The organism is Bergeyella porcorum, assembly GCF_042427575.1.
GTDB lineage: Bacteria > Bacteroidota > Bacteroidia > Flavobacteriales > Weeksellaceae > Bergeyella > Bergeyella porcorum.
Genome location: NZ_JBHMFD010000024.1, coordinates 1 through 16,205, shown reverse-complemented (window position 1 = coordinate 16,205; position 16,205 = coordinate 1). Strand labels below are relative to the sequence as shown.

Genomic DNA, 16,205 nt, shown 5'->3' with positions numbered 1-16,205 from the left:
TCAAACTAAATGATGAGCAAGAACGATTGAAAGCCGAACTAAAAGCCAAAACCGATGAGCTTAACAAAACGCTTGAAACGCTTACCACTCAGCTAAGAGAAAGTAAAAAAGTAGTGAAGCTCTCTATCCCACAGGCTGGCTGGCTTGAGTTTGGCATTGCAGACAAAAGGTAATTTAATAACAGTAAAAAACGGAAACCAATGTTTCCGCTTTTTTTATTTGTAGGAAGAGCTCCTACATCTTGGGGAAAAGCTCCTACACTTGGGGGAAGAGCTCCTACACTTGGAGGAAATGCTCCTACACTTGGGGGAAAAGCTCCTACACTTGTAGGGAAAGCTCCTACACTTGGGGGAAAAGCTCCTACACTTGTAGGAAGAGCTCCTACACTTGTAGGGAAAGCTCCTATTCGCCATACAAAAAATCTCCCTTTTATTTAACAAATGCAATATATCTTTTGATTTTAACTCACTAATAATCAACGATTATGAAATAAATAGTAAAAAATATATTGTTAAAAATTAGATTGTATACAATTTAATTTTGTACATTTGCATCAGAAATGAAACAATTGATAGAAAATAGATGACAGACGATGTATTGAAATTGAGCAATCAACTGTGTTTTCCTTTATATGTCGTGTCGAGGGAAATCACGCAATGTTATTCTAAGTTTTTGGGAGATTTAGATATTACGTATCCGCAGTATTTGGTGCTGATGGTGCTTTGGGAAGAAAATAATATGAGCGTGAAAAGCATCGGTGAGCGTCTTTTTTTGGATAGTGGAACGCTTACGCCTTTGCTTAAACGAATGGAAACGAAAAAATTAATCACCAGAACACGAAGTAAGCAAGATGAGAGAACCGTAAATATTTCCCTTACCGAAAAAGGACTTCAAATAAAAGAAAAAGCCAAAGAGATTCACTCCGCCATAAAAAGCGAAACCAATCTTACGGAAGACGAAATAGAAACAATGAAAAAAATAATTTATAAAATTTTAAACAACAGAGAAAAATGATGACAAATGTAATGTACACAGCCGTAGCAACGGCAACAGGAGGACGAAACGGAAAGGTAGTTTCTGATAACGGCGTATTGAATTTAGAAGTAAGAATGCCAAAGGCAATGGGCGGTGCAAATGATGATTATACCAATCCAGAGCAACTTTTTGCAGGTGGCTATGCGGCTTGTTTTGATAGTGCTTTGAACTTGATCATCCGTCAGGAAAGAGCAAAAACAGGCGAAACAGCCGTTACGGCAAAAGTTTCTATCGGTCAGTTAGCAAACGGAGGTTTTGGTTTAGCCGTAGAAATGCAAGTGAATATTCCTAATATATCGCAAGAAGAAGCCGAGCGTTTGGTGGAAAAAGCACATCAAGTTTGCCCGTATTCTAATGCTACTCGTGGTAATGTAGAAGTAAAATTTGAAGTAACCAATCATTAAAAAACGATGAGACATCAGAAATCAATTGAGGCATTGCAGCTATTCGCAACAGGTTTAGCCAATGCAGCTTTCGTACACTTTGTGCAGGGCTTACATTTTGAGGCAATGGGTTTTACGAAACTTGGAACGAAGTACAAAGAGCATTATGCCGAAGAGATGGAATGGGTGGCAAAGTTTATCGCCCGCATCAACGACCTTGGTGGTGAGGTAAAAATCGAAGACCAAAAGGGGAGAAATCTTATAAAAGACCCTGTTGAATATCTCAAAGCTGACCTCAAACAACAGGAACACGGCGTGAATATGCTTTATAATTGTATGGCAACTCTTAAAGACGACCCTACCACCTACGATATACTCAAAGGCTATCTTGCCGATGAGGAAGAAGACCTTTATTGGAGTCAAGAACAATTGGAAATGATTGAAATGATAGGACGCCAGAATTGGTTGATAAAGCAGATGTAATTTTTCACGAATAAAGATTTTTTTACTCTTTTCATTAGAAAAACACATAGTAACATCGTATTTTTTCTATGTTTCTATGTGTTTTTTATGTATTCCCCTCCCTAAATCCCTCTCCGAAGGAAAGAGGCTTTTATGATACACTTGTAGGAAACGCTCCTACACTTGGGGGAAGTTTCCTACACTTGTAGGAAAAGCTCCTACATCTCGGGGGAAGCCTCCTACACTTGGGGGAAAAGCTCCTACACTTGTAGGGAAAGCTCCTACACTTGGGGGAAAAACTCCTACACTTGGGGGAAAAGCTCCTACACTTGTAGGAAGAGCTCCTACATATAATATCTATTCCGCAGCAGATAAAAAACGCTTGGCTTCGGTGATGAACGCCTCTTTGTCTGCATTCACGCCTACAAGACGGGCGTTTTCATCGGTGGGCGTACCATAATATTTCTCTGCCCAAAGATAGGTCTCCACCAAAATAGGCAATAGGTCAATCCCTTTTGGCGTGAGGGAATAGACCATTTTCACTTTGTAATCGGGGTGTTTTTCTTTGGCAATAATGCCGTCTTCTTCAAGGTCTTGCAGGCGAGTAGCCAAAATATTGGTAGCTATTTTCTCTCCCGATTTTAAGAAATCACCATAGCTGCAAACTCTATTTCGCATCAAATCTCTGATGATGAGCAACGACCATTTGTCCCCAAAAATATCCAACGACCGACTGATTAAACACGCCGATTCTCGCACTTTTTTCGCCATAATTAAAAAATATTTTACTTTTAATTTGCAAGTGAATAAAATTACACTAACTTTGCACTTGCATTTTGAAAGCAAAATTACAACATTTATTTTAAATACAATATAAAATGGAAAAATATTCAAATACTCCCAATCGTTTTGTTACCGCAGAAGACGGCACTCGCTTTGCCTATCGCGAATATGGGAAAGAGGGAGGCATACCAATAGTTTGTTTCGTGCATTTGGCAGCAAATATGGACAATTGGCGACCTGAATTGCTCGACTTGTTAGCCCAAAACCACCGCATCATCACTTTTGATTACAAAGGCGTGGGACTTTCCAGTGGCGAGCAACCGCTTACTATCCAGCAAATGGCAAAAGAAAGTTTGCTGTTTATCCAAGCATTGAAGTTGGAAAAAGTGCATATCCTGTCCATTTCTATGGGCGGATATATTGCCCAAGAATTGGTTGCTATCGCTCCTGAAAAGGTAGAAAAACTCATTCTTACAGGCACGGGCATACGAGGCGGAAGAGCCGTAAAAGACATCCGCAAAATAGTAGATAAACATACATTGAGAGGTATTTTAACTTTCAAAGACCCTAAGGTTTATATGTTTTTCAATCGAAATAAGAGTGGAAAACAGGAAGCGAACGAGTTTATCAGCAGTCTGAAAGCACGAAAAAACGAAAAAAGCAAAGGCATTTCGTGGAAAAGCTACCGCCGACAGCTCTCTGCCATAGAGCATTGGGGCAAACAACCATTGGCAGATTTATCGCAAATCCAACAACCTACTTTGGTAGTGAATGGGGATAATGATATCATCGTCCCAACTGAACATTCTTATACTTTGGCAAAGGAAATTTCCAACGCTAAATTGGTGATTTATCCCGATGCAGGACACGGAGCTATCTTCCAAGAGTATGAAAAATTTGCCAACGAAGTCATTCAATTTTTTAAATCAATCATATAAAGATGAAAGCTATACAAATAGATAGACATTCCAAAACCGATTTATCCGTAAAGATAAAAGAGGTAGCCATTCCACAATTAGCAGACAACGAAGTGTTGGTAAAGGTAAAAACAGCAGGGGTCAATCCGCTGGATAATATGATAACGCGTGGCGAGGTAAAACTCATCACACCATACGCTTTCCCGCTGACAATGGGCAACGAAATGGCGGGCGTGGTAGAAAAAGTAGGACGAAATGTAACCGATTTCAAAACAGGCGACCGTGTCTTTGCCAGATTGCCTTTGAACAAAATTGGGGCGTTTGCAGAATATGTAGCGGTGGACAAAGGGGCGTTGGCTCACATTCCTGCCTATCTGTCGTTTGCCGAAGCTGCCGCTGTGCCTCTCACGGGTCTTACGGCTTATCAGGCATTGGAAATTCTACAACCCAAAGCTGGCGAAACTATTTTTATCTCTGGCGGAACAGGTGGTTTTGGTGCAATGGCAATACCAATAGCCAAAGTAATGGGACTGAAAGTAATTACCAACGGCAATCTTGCCAACAAAGAACGCGTAATGCAACTCGGTGCCGACCGATTTTTGGATTACAAAACCGAAGATTATACGCAAGTGCTTTCCGATGTGGATTATGTCATCGATACTTTGGGCGGAAAAGAGTTGGAAAAACAATTTACCATTTTGAAGAAAGGCGGAAAGCTCGTTTCCCTCAAAGGAATGCCCAACGGACGCTTTGCAAAAAAAATGAATCTTGCGTGGTGGAAGAAAATTATTTTCGGTTTGGTAGGCAAGAAGTTTGATGCAATGGCAAAAAAGAACCAACAGGAATACCATTTTATTTTCGTAACTTCCAACGGGAAACAACTTTCCGAAGTGGCTAAAATATTAGAGCAACATCAGGTAAAACCTTCTATTGACAGCGTTTTTCCGTTTGAACAAGCCAGCGAAGCCTTGCACAAAATCGCTCACAAACCCTCACAAGGCAAAACCGTTTTGAGTTTGGAGCATTTGTAAAATATTTTTGATTATCAGTAAGGGCGTATCGCATACGCCTTTTCTAAAACAAAGCGGAAACCGATGAGGTTTTCGCTTTGTTTTTATTCCTTTCTTATACCCTCACAAATTAACAATATGGATTGATATTCATCTAAACAAAACATCCTCTTGTAGGGGGACAGCAAGAATTACAAAAACCGTCTTTCACTAAATGTGATACGGCTTCTTTTTGTTTTATCCATCAGCTATTTAATATCTATTTTTTTTAAGATGTTGTCTTAATATTTTTTTGAATTTTGCGAGTAAAAAAATGCGAATGTGTTACAAAAAGCGTCGTCTATTATTCATTTTTTAGAATTGTCAATATAATTTCAAGTTGTGCTTTAGGTAACTTTTTTTGTTTTGCTAAATACTCTTTCAGTTTTTTTAATGCCATCGGTTTTAGTTTGTTTTCGGCTAATTTCAAGAGGCTTTCTATTTCATCAAAATCGTCTTTTTTCACCGAATAATGTGGATCATCAAAGATTTTGGAAACTAAAATACTTTGTCCACTGTCTAAAATTGCTTCAAGTAACAAATTATATTTTCCCTTTGTCAAAGTTGGTTGTCTGTCGATAAATGAGATTTTCCCTTTGCCTAATGGAACAAATTCAATTTCTTCATCAAGATTAAAATCGTCTTTCTTTGGGCTGTTGAGCAATTTAGAGTTTGAAGTTAAAGCATTTACTTTTTCTTCAAATCTATCTTCTGAAATTGCTAAAAGTGTTTCGGCAATTTTGTCTAAATATTCAATGTCTTGCACTAACTTCCATTTGTCGGGAATTATGTTGTGTCCGTGCAAAGCACCAACAAGTCCGCCTGTAAATGCGGCAATACTGTCCGTGTCTGAACCCAAAGCATTTACTGCTTCTATTACAGCTCTTAATGGCTGGTTGTGGAATTTGGTTGCTAAATAAATTCCTGCAATTACTGTCGCAGTTCCCGAACCTTTTGTGTTTGGGTCAAAGCAACCTAATTTTTTTAAGGTTTCTTGAACGGATAAATTTTGTTTTATGCTTTGATATACAAAACGCAAATGATTTTGTGTTTCAATAATTGTTTCGTCATAAACAGAATGAAATGGTTTGCTAATTGATTTATTCCACTCTTTAAGCCATTCTTTGATTTCTGTTTTATTGGAAAATGATAGTTCAAACTTTTTTGGAAAGTCTATACCTATTTGCGTAAGATAATTTTCCCAATTAAAATCTTCTGCTCGGTAAATAATAATTTGATTAATAGCATAGCCATATAACATTGCTCCTAAAATTGCTCTTGGGTGTCCATGAGTAATTATGCTGTTGCAAAAAATTTCTTCTTTAATTTTTTCAATGTTACCAAGATTAGCCAAAGCAATCGGTAAAACTCGCATTGCTGCACCATTCGCACCACTTTTTTTGTAATCGTAATTTTCTCCGTTTACTTTGAAGTTGTAAAAATTGTTAAACCATTTAACAGATTTTCTTTGGATTTTGTCGGCTGCTGTTTTTACTGTTCTTCCTCCGCCTCTTGCATAGTCCAACCAATTAGCAAGCTCAATTTTTGCAAAATAATTATGGTCTAAACTTCCGTCTTTTTTTATACTTCTTGCAACTGCCAAAAGTAATTGAGTGTCATCTGAATAAGAACCTGCTTTAATAGTGTCAATAAAACCGTAAAACCTGCCACCAACTTGTTTTGTCCAAGTATGAAAACTTTCAATTCGTTCAGTTCCGAATTTTTGATTTAAAGATTGTATGCTTTTTTCAAATTCGGTCATCCAACCCAAAGCATCGCCAATCGCTGATAATTTTATACTTCCTTTATATTTTGTTTCTGGTTTCATTCATATTCTTGAATTTGTGAAAAGCGAAGCGTCCACCACAAAGTTACTTGTATCATAGGAACTTAAAGCCGCTTTTCCAGTTGCTAAATCATTCTCGTCTTTAAAACACACTTGCAATATATCCGAAACTACAATCTCATTTTTTACTAATACTTCAGCTTGAACATCTGTCGGGTATTTTGGTTTTAAATTACCCCTTTGAAGATTCCCAACTTTTGATATAATTCCATTTTCAAAAAGCTTTCTGAATTTTTGAATATCTCCAGAAATTCCATAAGTTTGTTTAGCTATTGAAGAAGCCGCATTGGTAACAGAGAAAATTGTATCAGATTTGTAGATGTATTTTGGATTGATTTTTAACACACACCAATTTATATATGGCTTGTCTTGAGTGCGTTCTCGAAAGCGATTAAAGAGAAAATAGTTAGGTGATGACAGAGAAAGATTAATGTAATTCTTATCATCAAAACGAATACTATCAATAAATTCAATAAAGTCCAATAATGTGTCATCAATGTCATTTTTTTCAAGTAAGGCTCTTGAAAGTATTCTACCTTGTTCAAAAATGCTTAAGAGATTTATAGTTGGCGTAAAATGAATCAAATATTTAATATTACGCAATTGAATTTCATCAATAAAATCAATATAATTATTTTTTTTTTCCATTTAAATTTAGTTATTTAAGGTCGGTTAACCTATATTCAAGATACTGTTTACCTGTAGTATTTGAAATTTTGACAGAAAAACTCACATTAAAAAATATTTTATTAGGCTCTTTATTAACTTTAGTGGCTAAACTCCTATTGATCAGAATTTGAATTCTTTTCTCTTTGTCAAAATATCGTAACCAACCAGTTTTTTCTTTATCGGAATTAAGTATTTCATAGAATGGTAAGACATCTTTCCCTAACATTTTTTTGAAGCTTGATATAGAATATATGAGATTGACATAATTAAGATTAATTTCATCAAGATATCTTGTTCGGGTTCCGCTTGAAAGCATGTATAACCTTTCCCTTGCTCTCGTCATTGAAGTATATAGCAAACGCCTTTCGGTTGAAATATGATATTCATCATCTGTATCAATAAAACCAGGCGGATAAGGAATAATATCATCATTTAAGTCAATAATAAATACATTTTCAAATTCAAGACCTTTAACTGATGACAAAGTGCAAATTTTAATACTATCACTATCAAAATCAATATCAGCAGTATTTAACAGGATTTGAGTTTCAAAGTTATTGTTCTCTAAAAAACTTTGAATATTATTTAAGCCACTTCTGCTTCTGTGCAAAATGACAGTTGAATTGATGTTATCATTTGCTTTCAACTTGTTTAATTCTTTAAGAATATAGGCACATTGTTCATTCCAATTTTGAAAATAACCAACGATTGGTTTTTCTTCTCCTTTTCGTACTGTCTCAACTGTTGTGAAATCACTTTTATCATCTTCTTTTTCAAGAAGTGAAAGAGCTACTTTTACTATCTGAACTGTATTTCTGTAATTTTTCTTAAACTCAATAGTTCTACCACCTCTCACATTCAAACCAACTTCGCTCCAAGTAAAACCACTTTTGTAAATTCTTTGTGCAGCATCAGCAATTATTGAAATACTTTTTGTTTCATCAGAAACAAGTTGAGAAATGACAAGAATTTGAGCTTTACTCAAATCTTGTGCTTCATCAACAATTATGTGAGTGAACGGTTTTGAAAAATTTGGATTGGAATTAATGATTTTTAAACAAAGCAAAGCGTAGTCGTCAAAATCAACTTGATTGGTTGCTTTTAATTGAGCATTGTAGTCCGTGAAAATACTCCAAATTATTTCTTTATCAGCTTTTGTTACTCTGTCATTTGTTCCCCGACCTGCTCTTTTGGCTTCAAGATATTCTTCTTTGGATTGAAAGGCTTTGCCTTTCATCCAAGAAATTTCTTCAACAAAAAATTCTGCGGATTTACTCGCAAGGTTGGAATTGTTATAACTAAACTTGGCTTTAGATTTTGCAACCAACGACTTTTGAGCTTCACCCATTACGGTTCTTCCATAAAGATCATTCCCGTTTGCTTCAATAAAATGATAAGCCCACTTGTGAAAGCTGGTTACAAAAACATTTATTCCTTTGGGTTTTGTCGGTTTTATTTCTTCGCTGTCTTGTTGGTAACCTCCTGAAATATGTGGTGTAATTGCATTAATGTATTTTACAAGTGTCTTGTTGTAAGTGAAAATTGCAACTTTGGCTTCTTGAAATAAGTTTGATTGTGTGTCAAGCAAATGTTTTGCTCTGTAAAGAGCAACTGTTGTCTTGCCACTTCCCGCAACACCTTTGATCTGAATAGGTTCTGTAACCTGTAAAAACAAAACTTTTTTTTGTTCGCCTTTTAAAACTATCGGTTTCAACGCCATATTATTCTATCTTTACACAACAAATGTACAATATTCTTGTCTTTTAACATCTGATTTTTTTTAAAAAATATGCCAATGATTCAACTAATATGTTTTAGATATAACTTTTTTAGTGCCTCCATACCAATTTTGATAACGGGTTCAGGAAATTTTTTAGCTACTGAATGAGCACTCACTGATGCCAAAACGCTCCACTTACCCCGCAAAATATCCGATTACTACAAAACCAATATTTTTATCACGCCAAGCGGATTGTTTTCGGAGGCTCAACTCAAGTTTTGCATTTCGGAGATAGGAGCCGACCGTATTATCTATTCGGGCGATTATTCGTTTCTGATAGATAAAGATACACGCAAATTTCTCGAAGAAGCCTCTATTTCTGCTGAAGATAATGATAAAATCGGATACAAGAACGCCGAAAAATTTTTGAATATCAAGTAATACCTTTCAATGACAAACTTTGCGGATTGACAGCAAAAGGAGTGTTTTAAAAGCAAAAGCCGATGAGGTTTTCGCTTTGTTTTATTTTTTTAAATCTGTTGAGTGTCAAAAAGATTCTTTTATTTTTGCAAAAAAATGATGAGTATGGAAGCTGCACAACCTTTAATCGATTATTTCCAAAAAATAGTGCCTCTTACAGAAAACGAACAACAATGGGTAAGTGAGTGCTTTAAACCACGCTTGTACCGAAAACGCCAATTTGTATTGCAAGAGGGCGATGTGTGTAAGTATTTTAACTTTGTGGTGCGAGGTTGCCTTAGAATGTACAAAATAGACGACAAAGGGGTGATACATATTCTGCAATTTGCTTCGGAAAATTGGTGGATAAACGACAATGATAGTTTCCATAGTAATCTACCTTCAGAATTAAATATTGATGCCCTTGAAGATACAATGGTACTTCAAATCAATCTCCAAGATTTGACATATCTTTATAAGAAATCACGAAAATTCAACTTGATTTTCAGAGTATTGCTCGAAAAGGCTTACGCTACTTTACAACAGCGATTATTGCAAAATATTAGTTCTACCGCCCAAAGTCGCTACTTGTCTTTTGTTGAAAAATACCCCCATTTGCTTAATCGTTTACCACAAACGCAAATTGCTGCATATCTGGGTATTACTCCCGAATTTTTAAGCAGAATAAAATCTGAAATGCTGAAAAACGACAGATAATTTCACTGAAATCTTAAACTATATTAAGCCTATTTCTTAAACTACTTCATTGGCTCTCGCCTTGTCACCGCTGTATCTTTGTATCAGAAAATTTAATCTAATTATTCACTTTTTAAAATTAAATAAAGATGCAAAATTCAGTAAAAATAGCCATCATTGGCTTGGGAAACATCGGTAAGGCAGTAGCCGAAAACCTCAACAAATCTGGTCGTCCGTTTATCGTAGTGGGACGTGATATTGCCCAAACAAACGAAATCGCTAAACAATGGCAATCGGCAACCGTAAAAGACATTGCTACCGCCTTGAAAGAAGCAGATATAATCCTGCCTGCTATTTATTTTCAACCACTTGGAGAATTTATTGAGCAATATGCAAATGAGTTGAAAGGTAAAACCCTCATTGACCCTTCAAATCCTATTGCTCTTCTTGAAGATGGAGGCTTAAAGAAAATCATTGGCGAGAAAGAATCGGCAGGAGAGATTTTATCGGCTAAACTTCCACAAGGGGCGAAATTGGTAAAAGCTTTCGCTAGTTTAAGTGCCAATTCGCTCATAAATGCCGCTTACCAACAGCCCGAAAGAGCCGTATTGTTTTATGCTGACAACGACGGACAAAACGCAGAAGTAGAACAACTTATCAAAGACAGCGGATTTGAACCTCTGCACATTGGCGGATTGGATTCGGCTATCCGTATGGAAGTATTTGGCGACCTGAACGAGTTTGGAGCGTTGGGCAAAACTGTTACTTTGGCGGAAGCAAAAGCGAAAATTTAAGTCTATATTCCTGAAACAAAGCGGAAGCCGATGAGGGTTCCGTTTTGTTGTTTCTAAAAAAATGTACCTTTGCCCCAAATTTTAGAATAGAAAAAGTATGAAAATTAGTGTTATTGGTGTAGGAGCTATTGGTGGGACAATAGCAAAACAATTAATAAAAGCAGGACACCAAGTAAGCGTTGCCAATTCGGGAGGGAAAGAAGCAGTAACGCCTTTTGCCCAAGAGATAGGAGCTACAGCCCACAGCGTAGAGACAGTAATGCAAGGGGCAGAGGTGGTGATTCTTTCTGTACCACCATCAGCCATTGAGCAATTTCCAAAACATCTGTTTGAAGTACTTCCCAAAGAGACTATTGTGGTAGATACAGCAAATTACTACCCTGAAATTCGTCCCGAAAAAATCACAGATATTGACAACGGAAAAGTAGAAAGTGTTTGGGTATCGGAGCAAATTGGGCGTTCGGTGGTAAAAGCCTTTAACTCGATATTAGCCTTTTCATTGGCAGAATTAGGCAAACCTAAAGGAAGTCCTAACCGATTGGTGATTCAGGTAGCTGGCGATGACCAAAAGCAAAAAGAGATTGTAATGCAACTTGTAGATGACTGCGGTTTTGATTCTTATGACAATGGTAATTTAGCAAATTCGTGGACACAACAGCCTTGTTCGGCAGGCTATTGTTGCGACTATACCATCGATGAACTTCGCGAGGTAAAAGCAAAATCTTCCCAAACCACAGAAAGCGTTACACAAAACCGCAAAGAAATGATGAACAACTTTGTTACTTTGGCAGATGGTGATTTTAGCCACGAAAACACGATTAAAATCAATAGAAAATATCACATTTAGTGATTAGCAATTGCTTTAAAATCAATAAAATATTGGAGCAACATCAGGTAAAACCCTCTATTGACAGCGTTTTTCCGTTTGAACAAGCCGGCGAAGCCTTACACAAAATCGCTCACCAACCCTAACAAGGCAAAACCGTTTTGAGTTTGGAGCATTTGTAAAATATTTTTGATTATCAGTAAGGGCGTATCGCATACGCCTTTATTTTCTAAAACAAAGCGGAAGCCGATGAGGTTTTCGCTTTGTTTGTTAGGCTAAACGAACGGAATTTATAAAATGTTAATAACTAGCGGTTTGTATCTTCGTTACTTTCTTAGTCAATCAAGGCTAAATTATAATATCTGATATTCAATATGTGTAATTGTCAAATGTCTTCAAAATATAATTTCGTGCGTTTAGCCTACCTGTAAGATGATCATATTATGAAAATTCTAAAAAAAAATTATATTTTCGCAAAATGAGTGACGCGTTTGGTAGTAGAAACAATCTTTCGAAATTGAGATGATTTAGTATTGAAGTGTAAATTTACTGCTTTAATCCATCCTATTGTTACTTAAAAATGAGTAATAGTTGTAAATAATTAGTTGAAAAATGAGCATAATATTTTTAGTAAATCACAAAAATGTACACCGAATTATTTCATAAATACATCGTCAAAAACAGTGATGTAAAAACTCGAAAAAGAGCCGAACAAGTTTATGTAAAATTAGAATCCTCTGACGAAAATAGTTTTCGATACAGTTGTGAAGGAAATTCGGATTATTTGTATGATATTGAAATAGAGGTGGATAAAAAAGGGGAGATTAAAGAAACTTATTGTTCTTGTCCCTATGATTATGACGGAATTTGTAAGCATATCATTGCTGCTATCGGCAGATTGGGTATTGCCTTAGACAAGGGCTTTTTGAAAATAAAAGAAGAGAAACCTATCCCTGAAAATACCAAAAAATCTACCAAAAAAGCCGAGTATAAAAAAGGTGAAATTTTGCTTGAAGAAGACGGGAAATTTGATGTTGATGAAATTTCAAAACGAACATCTTGGTCACGAAAAATTTATATAGGTTTGAAATTCAATTTGTTGTCGTATGATAGAATTGAGGTAAGCACACAAGATTGGCAAGCTTCACAAGTGAAGATCACTCGCTCCGATGATGGCAAAAAACTCTTTACTTCCTGCTCGTGCAATGAAAGGGATATGTGTGAACATCGGCTTTTTGTTTTTGATTATATTGGAGAAAGATTTGGAACTTTGTTTTTTGCAAAAGATTATGAAAATAACCTGATTGCCAATTATGTACAAGAAAGAAAACTTCAGTCAGTGGAGGAATTTCATCGATTTTATGCTGTTCAACTCACCCCGGAAGGTCCAAAATTAGAATCTAAATACCCAAACCTCATTGCGATAGATGATTTTTCTGAAATTTTTAAGGAAGAAATCAAAGGCGATGAATATCCCGAAATTCCGTTTCAAAACATTGAAAATCAAGAAGAAGGTATTGGGTTCTGTATTGGATATTACAAAGAAGATTTTAGCCAATTTTTTCCTATTTCCGCAAAATTCAACAAAGATAAAACCGATTTTTCGTCAAAAATTAAACGCATTTTCGATTACGATTCTTCCTTATATCAAGATAAATCCTTTACTGATGAGCAAATTTTAGCCATTTCAAAAGTCAATAAAGGAATGAACCTTATTGATGCAAGAAAAAACAGAGATTTTAAATTAGGTGTACAGATTTTGAGTGAAATTCTCACACATCAACCGCCTTTTTTTATCTATTCCAAAGACGAAAGAGACTCGTTTGCTCGAAAAAACTTAGAAAAATTGACTATAGTAAAAGAGCCTATTCGCTTATTTTTCGAACTGAAAGAAGCGGAAGAAGTCTATCAGCTTATACCGAGGATAGAAGTGGGCGAAAAAAAACATTTGCTCAAAACCAAAAAAATAAGAGTAGCTCCGTTTTTTGTGCAATACGAAGAGAATTTGTATCCTGTCTCAAACCCTAGATTGTCTTCTGATTTACAAAGATTTAAAGATGTGGAAACACTCCATTTTTTTAAAGACGATGTTCAAAATCTCTTTGAAAAAGTGATAAAACCATTAAGCCGATATTACGAAGTAACTTCAAAAATACTGAAAAAATCGCCTAAAAAAATTGAAGAAAATCAATTATAAAAACATTTATACATTTCCGAAACAGCAGAAGATTTTGTCGTTTTAAAACCTTTTGTAAAATATGGAGAAACGCTTATTCCGCTATATTCCAAAGAGTTGCTTACGGCAGATATGTCTACCGCTAACCTCGTGGAATACATTGCTCGAAACGAGGCTTATGAGGACGAATTTTTGGAAGAAATACGCAATTTACACACTGATTTTCAGCAACAAGGAAATATTTTTTACTTACAACCCGAGCAGTTGCTAGAAAACTATTGGCTGTTGCATTCTGTGGAAAAACTAAAAAGTAGTGGTGTACAAGTTTTTGGGGCAAACAATCTGAAGTCTTTCCGATTTAATATCAATAAACCCAATATTTCTGTAAACTTAGAATCAGGGATTGATTGGTTCGATATTAAAATTGACATTCAGTTTGGAAATCAAAAGGTTAGCCTTAAAGATTTACAACAATCATTCATCAAAAAAAGCAATTATGTAGCCTTGGGTGATGGTACTTTGGGGGTATTACCCGAAGATTGGATGAAGAAATTTGCAGTGTATTTCAAGGCTGGTGAAGTAAAAAAGAACGCTATTCAACTGTCTAATTATCAATTTGGTATATTAGACGAGTTGTATGAAGAACTACACCAAAAACCCGATTTTTTCGAACAATTATACCAAAAACAACAACGGTTATTGCACCTAAAAGACATTCCGAATGTAGAAGTGCCTAAACAAATAAAGGCTCAACTGCGTCCGTATCAGCAAGAAGGGTTGAACTGGATGGCTTTTTTAGAAGAAAATCAAATCGGAGGTTGTCTGGCTGATGATATGGGATTGGGAAAAACATTGCAAACCATCACCTTTTTGCAATACCTCAAAAACAAAAATCCGAAGGCAAAACCTTCTCTTATTGTAGCACCCACATCGTTGATTTTCAATTGGATTTCTGAAATAGAAAAATTTTGCCCCAAAATGAAAGTGCTTTCTTTCATAGGTAACAAACGAATGGACGATTTCAGTAGTTTTGACAAATACGATGTAATTATTTCTACCTATGGCTCGATTCTGAACGATGTAGAAACCCTGAAAAATTACCCCTTCAATTACCTTATTTTAGATGAAAGTCAGGCAATTAAAAACCCAAATTCCAAACGATACAAGGCGGTGCGTTTGCTCCAAGCTCACAACCGATTAGTACTTACGGGTACACCGATTGAAAATAATACTTTCGACCTATATGCACAGCTGAATTTTGTGAACCCAGGTCTATTGGGGACGATGACACATTTTCGTAAAGAATTTTCGGATTATATAGACAAAGAGGCAGATGTAGCTGTTTCTAATATGCTAAATCGCATTATTAATCCTTTTATTTTAAGGAGAACCAAAGAGCAAGTGGCTACCGAACTTCCTGAAAAAACCGAAAGCGTGATATATTGCGAAATGGATACACATCAACGCAAAGTGTATGATGCGTACAAGTTGAAAATCAGGGATTATTTACTTAAACAAGTGGAAGAAAACGGCGTTGCCAACTCGCAAATGTATATTTTAGAAGGACTCACCAAACTTAGGCAAATCTGTAACTCTACTGCATTGATTAACGATGAGGAGGACTATGGTAATTCTTCTATAAAGCTAGACAATCTCACCCAAATTATAAAAGAGAAAACAGGAAAGCATAAAATATTGGTTTTCTCACAGTTTGTAGGAATGCTGCAGCTGATAAAAAAACGATTAGATGCCGAAAATATAGTATATGAATATTTAGACGGACAGACCAAAAATCGCCAAGATAAGGTGGAGAATTTTCAGAATAATCCTCAAGTTAGGGTTTTTCTCATTAGTCTGAAAGCCGGCGGAACAGGATTAAATCTTACCGAAGCCGACTATGTATTCTTGGTAGATCCGTGGTGGAATCCTGCCGTAGAAAATCAAGCCATAGACCGCTGTTATCGCATCGGTCAGACTAAAAAAGTGATGGCATACCGAATGATTTGCCGAGATACCATCGAAGAAAAAATCGCAAGCTTGCAAACCAAAAAACGCCTTGTAGCCGATAGTATCATCACCATAGACGATAAACCTAAATCTTTTGATAAAGAAGATATTAAAAAACTATTTTCGTAGTGGAAGAATACAAAATTTGACGTACTTTTTTGAACAATTTGCTAATGGCACTGAAAAATGTGGAAGAATAGATGTGAAACCTCCCTCTTTGGATATAGAAAGGGAGGTTTGGTATTTAGAAACGATAATGAAGCGATTGTGTTGTTTACTGTAAAGGACGCATTAGCCTTGTAGTTGTCCGCCAGAGCATTCTAAGATAAAAACAAATAATCAAGAGATTAATTTTACAAAAGGTTCATTTCTTTTAGCAACAG

General features: G+C 36.0%; 15 protein-coding genes. 11 read left to right on the top strand and 4 right to left on the bottom strand.

All coding sequences use genetic code 11. From position 1 onward, the window contains the following. Positions 1 to 200: 200 nt before the first annotated feature. The 4 genes from ACFFUE_RS10715 to ACFFUE_RS10700 all read left to right on the top strand — a co-directional run bounded on the left by ACFFUE_RS10715 (position 201) and on the right by ACFFUE_RS10700 (position 1,901). Positions 201 to 437 (top strand): hypothetical protein, encoded by a 237-nt coding sequence (locus ACFFUE_RS10715; RefSeq protein WP_376835238.1) that lies wholly within the window; start codon positions 201 to 203, stop codon positions 435 to 437. A 145-nt stretch (positions 438 to 582) separates the two neighbouring features. Next, positions 583 to 1,014: a MarR family winged helix-turn-helix transcriptional regulator gene (locus tag ACFFUE_RS10710; RefSeq protein WP_376835236.1), complete on the top strand. Its 432-nt coding sequence runs from the start codon at positions 583 to 585 to the stop codon at positions 1,012 to 1,014. Continuing rightward, positions 1,011 to 1,439: an organic hydroperoxide resistance protein gene (locus ACFFUE_RS10705; RefSeq protein ID WP_376835234.1), complete on the top strand. Its 429-nt coding sequence runs from the start codon at positions 1,011 to 1,013 to the stop codon at positions 1,437 to 1,439. Before ACFFUE_RS10710 ends, ACFFUE_RS10705 begins: the two co-directional genes overlap by 4 nt. 6 nt (positions 1,440 to 1,445) lie before the next feature. Continuing rightward, a complete protein-coding gene (locus tag ACFFUE_RS10700) occupies positions 1,446 to 1,901 on the top strand; it encodes a ferritin-like domain-containing protein (RefSeq protein WP_376835232.1) in 456 nt (151 codons plus the stop codon). Positions 1,902 to 2,237: 336 nt separating this feature from the next. Here ACFFUE_RS10700 and ACFFUE_RS10695 read toward each other — a convergent pair whose 3' ends face one another. Then, the gene (locus ACFFUE_RS10695) at positions 2,238 to 2,651 is read right to left on the bottom strand and encodes a winged helix-turn-helix transcriptional regulator (protein ID WP_376835230.1); all 414 of its coding nucleotides are present in this window, start codon (positions 2,649 to 2,651) and stop codon (positions 2,238 to 2,240) included. A gap of 107 nt (positions 2,652 to 2,758) precedes the next feature. Here ACFFUE_RS10695 and ACFFUE_RS10690 point away from each other — a divergent pair, with 107 nt between their 5' ends. Together ACFFUE_RS10690 and ACFFUE_RS10685 are read left to right on the top strand one after the other, a co-directional pair. Beyond that, positions 2,759 to 3,601, top strand: coding sequence for an alpha/beta fold hydrolase (locus tag ACFFUE_RS10690; protein ID WP_376835227.1), 843 nt, complete (start codon positions 2,759 to 2,761; stop codon positions 3,599 to 3,601). 2 nt (positions 3,602 to 3,603) lie between these two features. Then, a complete protein-coding gene (locus ACFFUE_RS10685; protein ID WP_376835226.1) occupies positions 3,604 to 4,611 on the top strand; it encodes an NADP-dependent oxidoreductase in 1,008 nt (335 codons plus the stop codon). A gap of 322 nt (positions 4,612 to 4,933) precedes the next feature. Here the strand turns inward: ACFFUE_RS10685 and ACFFUE_RS10680 are convergent, their stop codons facing one another. The 3 genes from ACFFUE_RS10680 to ACFFUE_RS10670 are packed head-to-tail and all read right to left on the bottom strand — an operon-like array spanning position 4,934 to position 8,858. Further along, a complete protein-coding gene (locus tag ACFFUE_RS10680) occupies positions 4,934 to 6,457 on the bottom strand; it encodes an ADP-ribosylglycohydrolase family protein (RefSeq protein WP_376835225.1) in 1,524 nt (507 codons plus the stop codon). Then, positions 6,458 to 7,123 (bottom strand): DarT ssDNA thymidine ADP-ribosyltransferase family protein, encoded by a 666-nt coding sequence (locus tag ACFFUE_RS10675; RefSeq protein WP_376835224.1) that lies wholly within the window; start codon positions 7,121 to 7,123, stop codon positions 6,458 to 6,460. Positions 7,124 to 7,133: 10 nt separating this feature from the next. After that, the gene (locus ACFFUE_RS10670; RefSeq protein WP_376835223.1) at positions 7,134 to 8,858 is read right to left on the bottom strand and encodes a 3'-5' exonuclease; all 1,725 of its coding nucleotides are present in this window, start codon (positions 8,856 to 8,858) and stop codon (positions 7,134 to 7,136) included. A 582-nt stretch (positions 8,859 to 9,440) separates the two neighbouring features. Between ACFFUE_RS10670 and ACFFUE_RS10665 the strand changes: the two genes are divergently transcribed. From ACFFUE_RS10665 to ACFFUE_RS10645, 5 genes are all read left to right on the top strand, one after another. Beyond that, entirely contained in the window at positions 9,441 to 10,040 is a 600-nt protein-coding gene (locus ACFFUE_RS10665) for a Crp/Fnr family transcriptional regulator (RefSeq protein ID WP_376835222.1), read from the top strand. Positions 10,041 to 10,168: 128 nt separating this feature from the next. Further along, on the top strand, positions 10,169 to 10,813 hold the full coding sequence (locus tag ACFFUE_RS10660) for an NADPH-dependent F420 reductase (RefSeq protein WP_376835219.1): 645 nt from the start codon (positions 10,169 to 10,171) through the stop codon (positions 10,811 to 10,813). A 97-nt stretch (positions 10,814 to 10,910) separates the two neighbouring features. After that, positions 10,911 to 11,660 (top strand): NADPH-dependent F420 reductase, encoded by a 750-nt coding sequence (locus ACFFUE_RS10655; RefSeq protein ID WP_376835217.1) that lies wholly within the window; start codon positions 10,911 to 10,913, stop codon positions 11,658 to 11,660. Positions 11,661 to 12,282: 622 nt separating this feature from the next. After that, positions 12,283 to 13,836, top strand: coding sequence for an SWIM zinc finger family protein (locus ACFFUE_RS10650; RefSeq protein WP_376835210.1), 1,554 nt, complete (start codon positions 12,283 to 12,285; stop codon positions 13,834 to 13,836). A 96-nt stretch (positions 13,837 to 13,932) separates the two neighbouring features. Beyond that, a complete protein-coding gene (locus ACFFUE_RS10645; RefSeq protein WP_376835208.1) occupies positions 13,933 to 15,951 on the top strand; it encodes a DEAD/DEAH box helicase in 2,019 nt (672 codons plus the stop codon). The last annotated feature ends 254 nt before the right edge of the window (positions 15,952 to 16,205 follow it).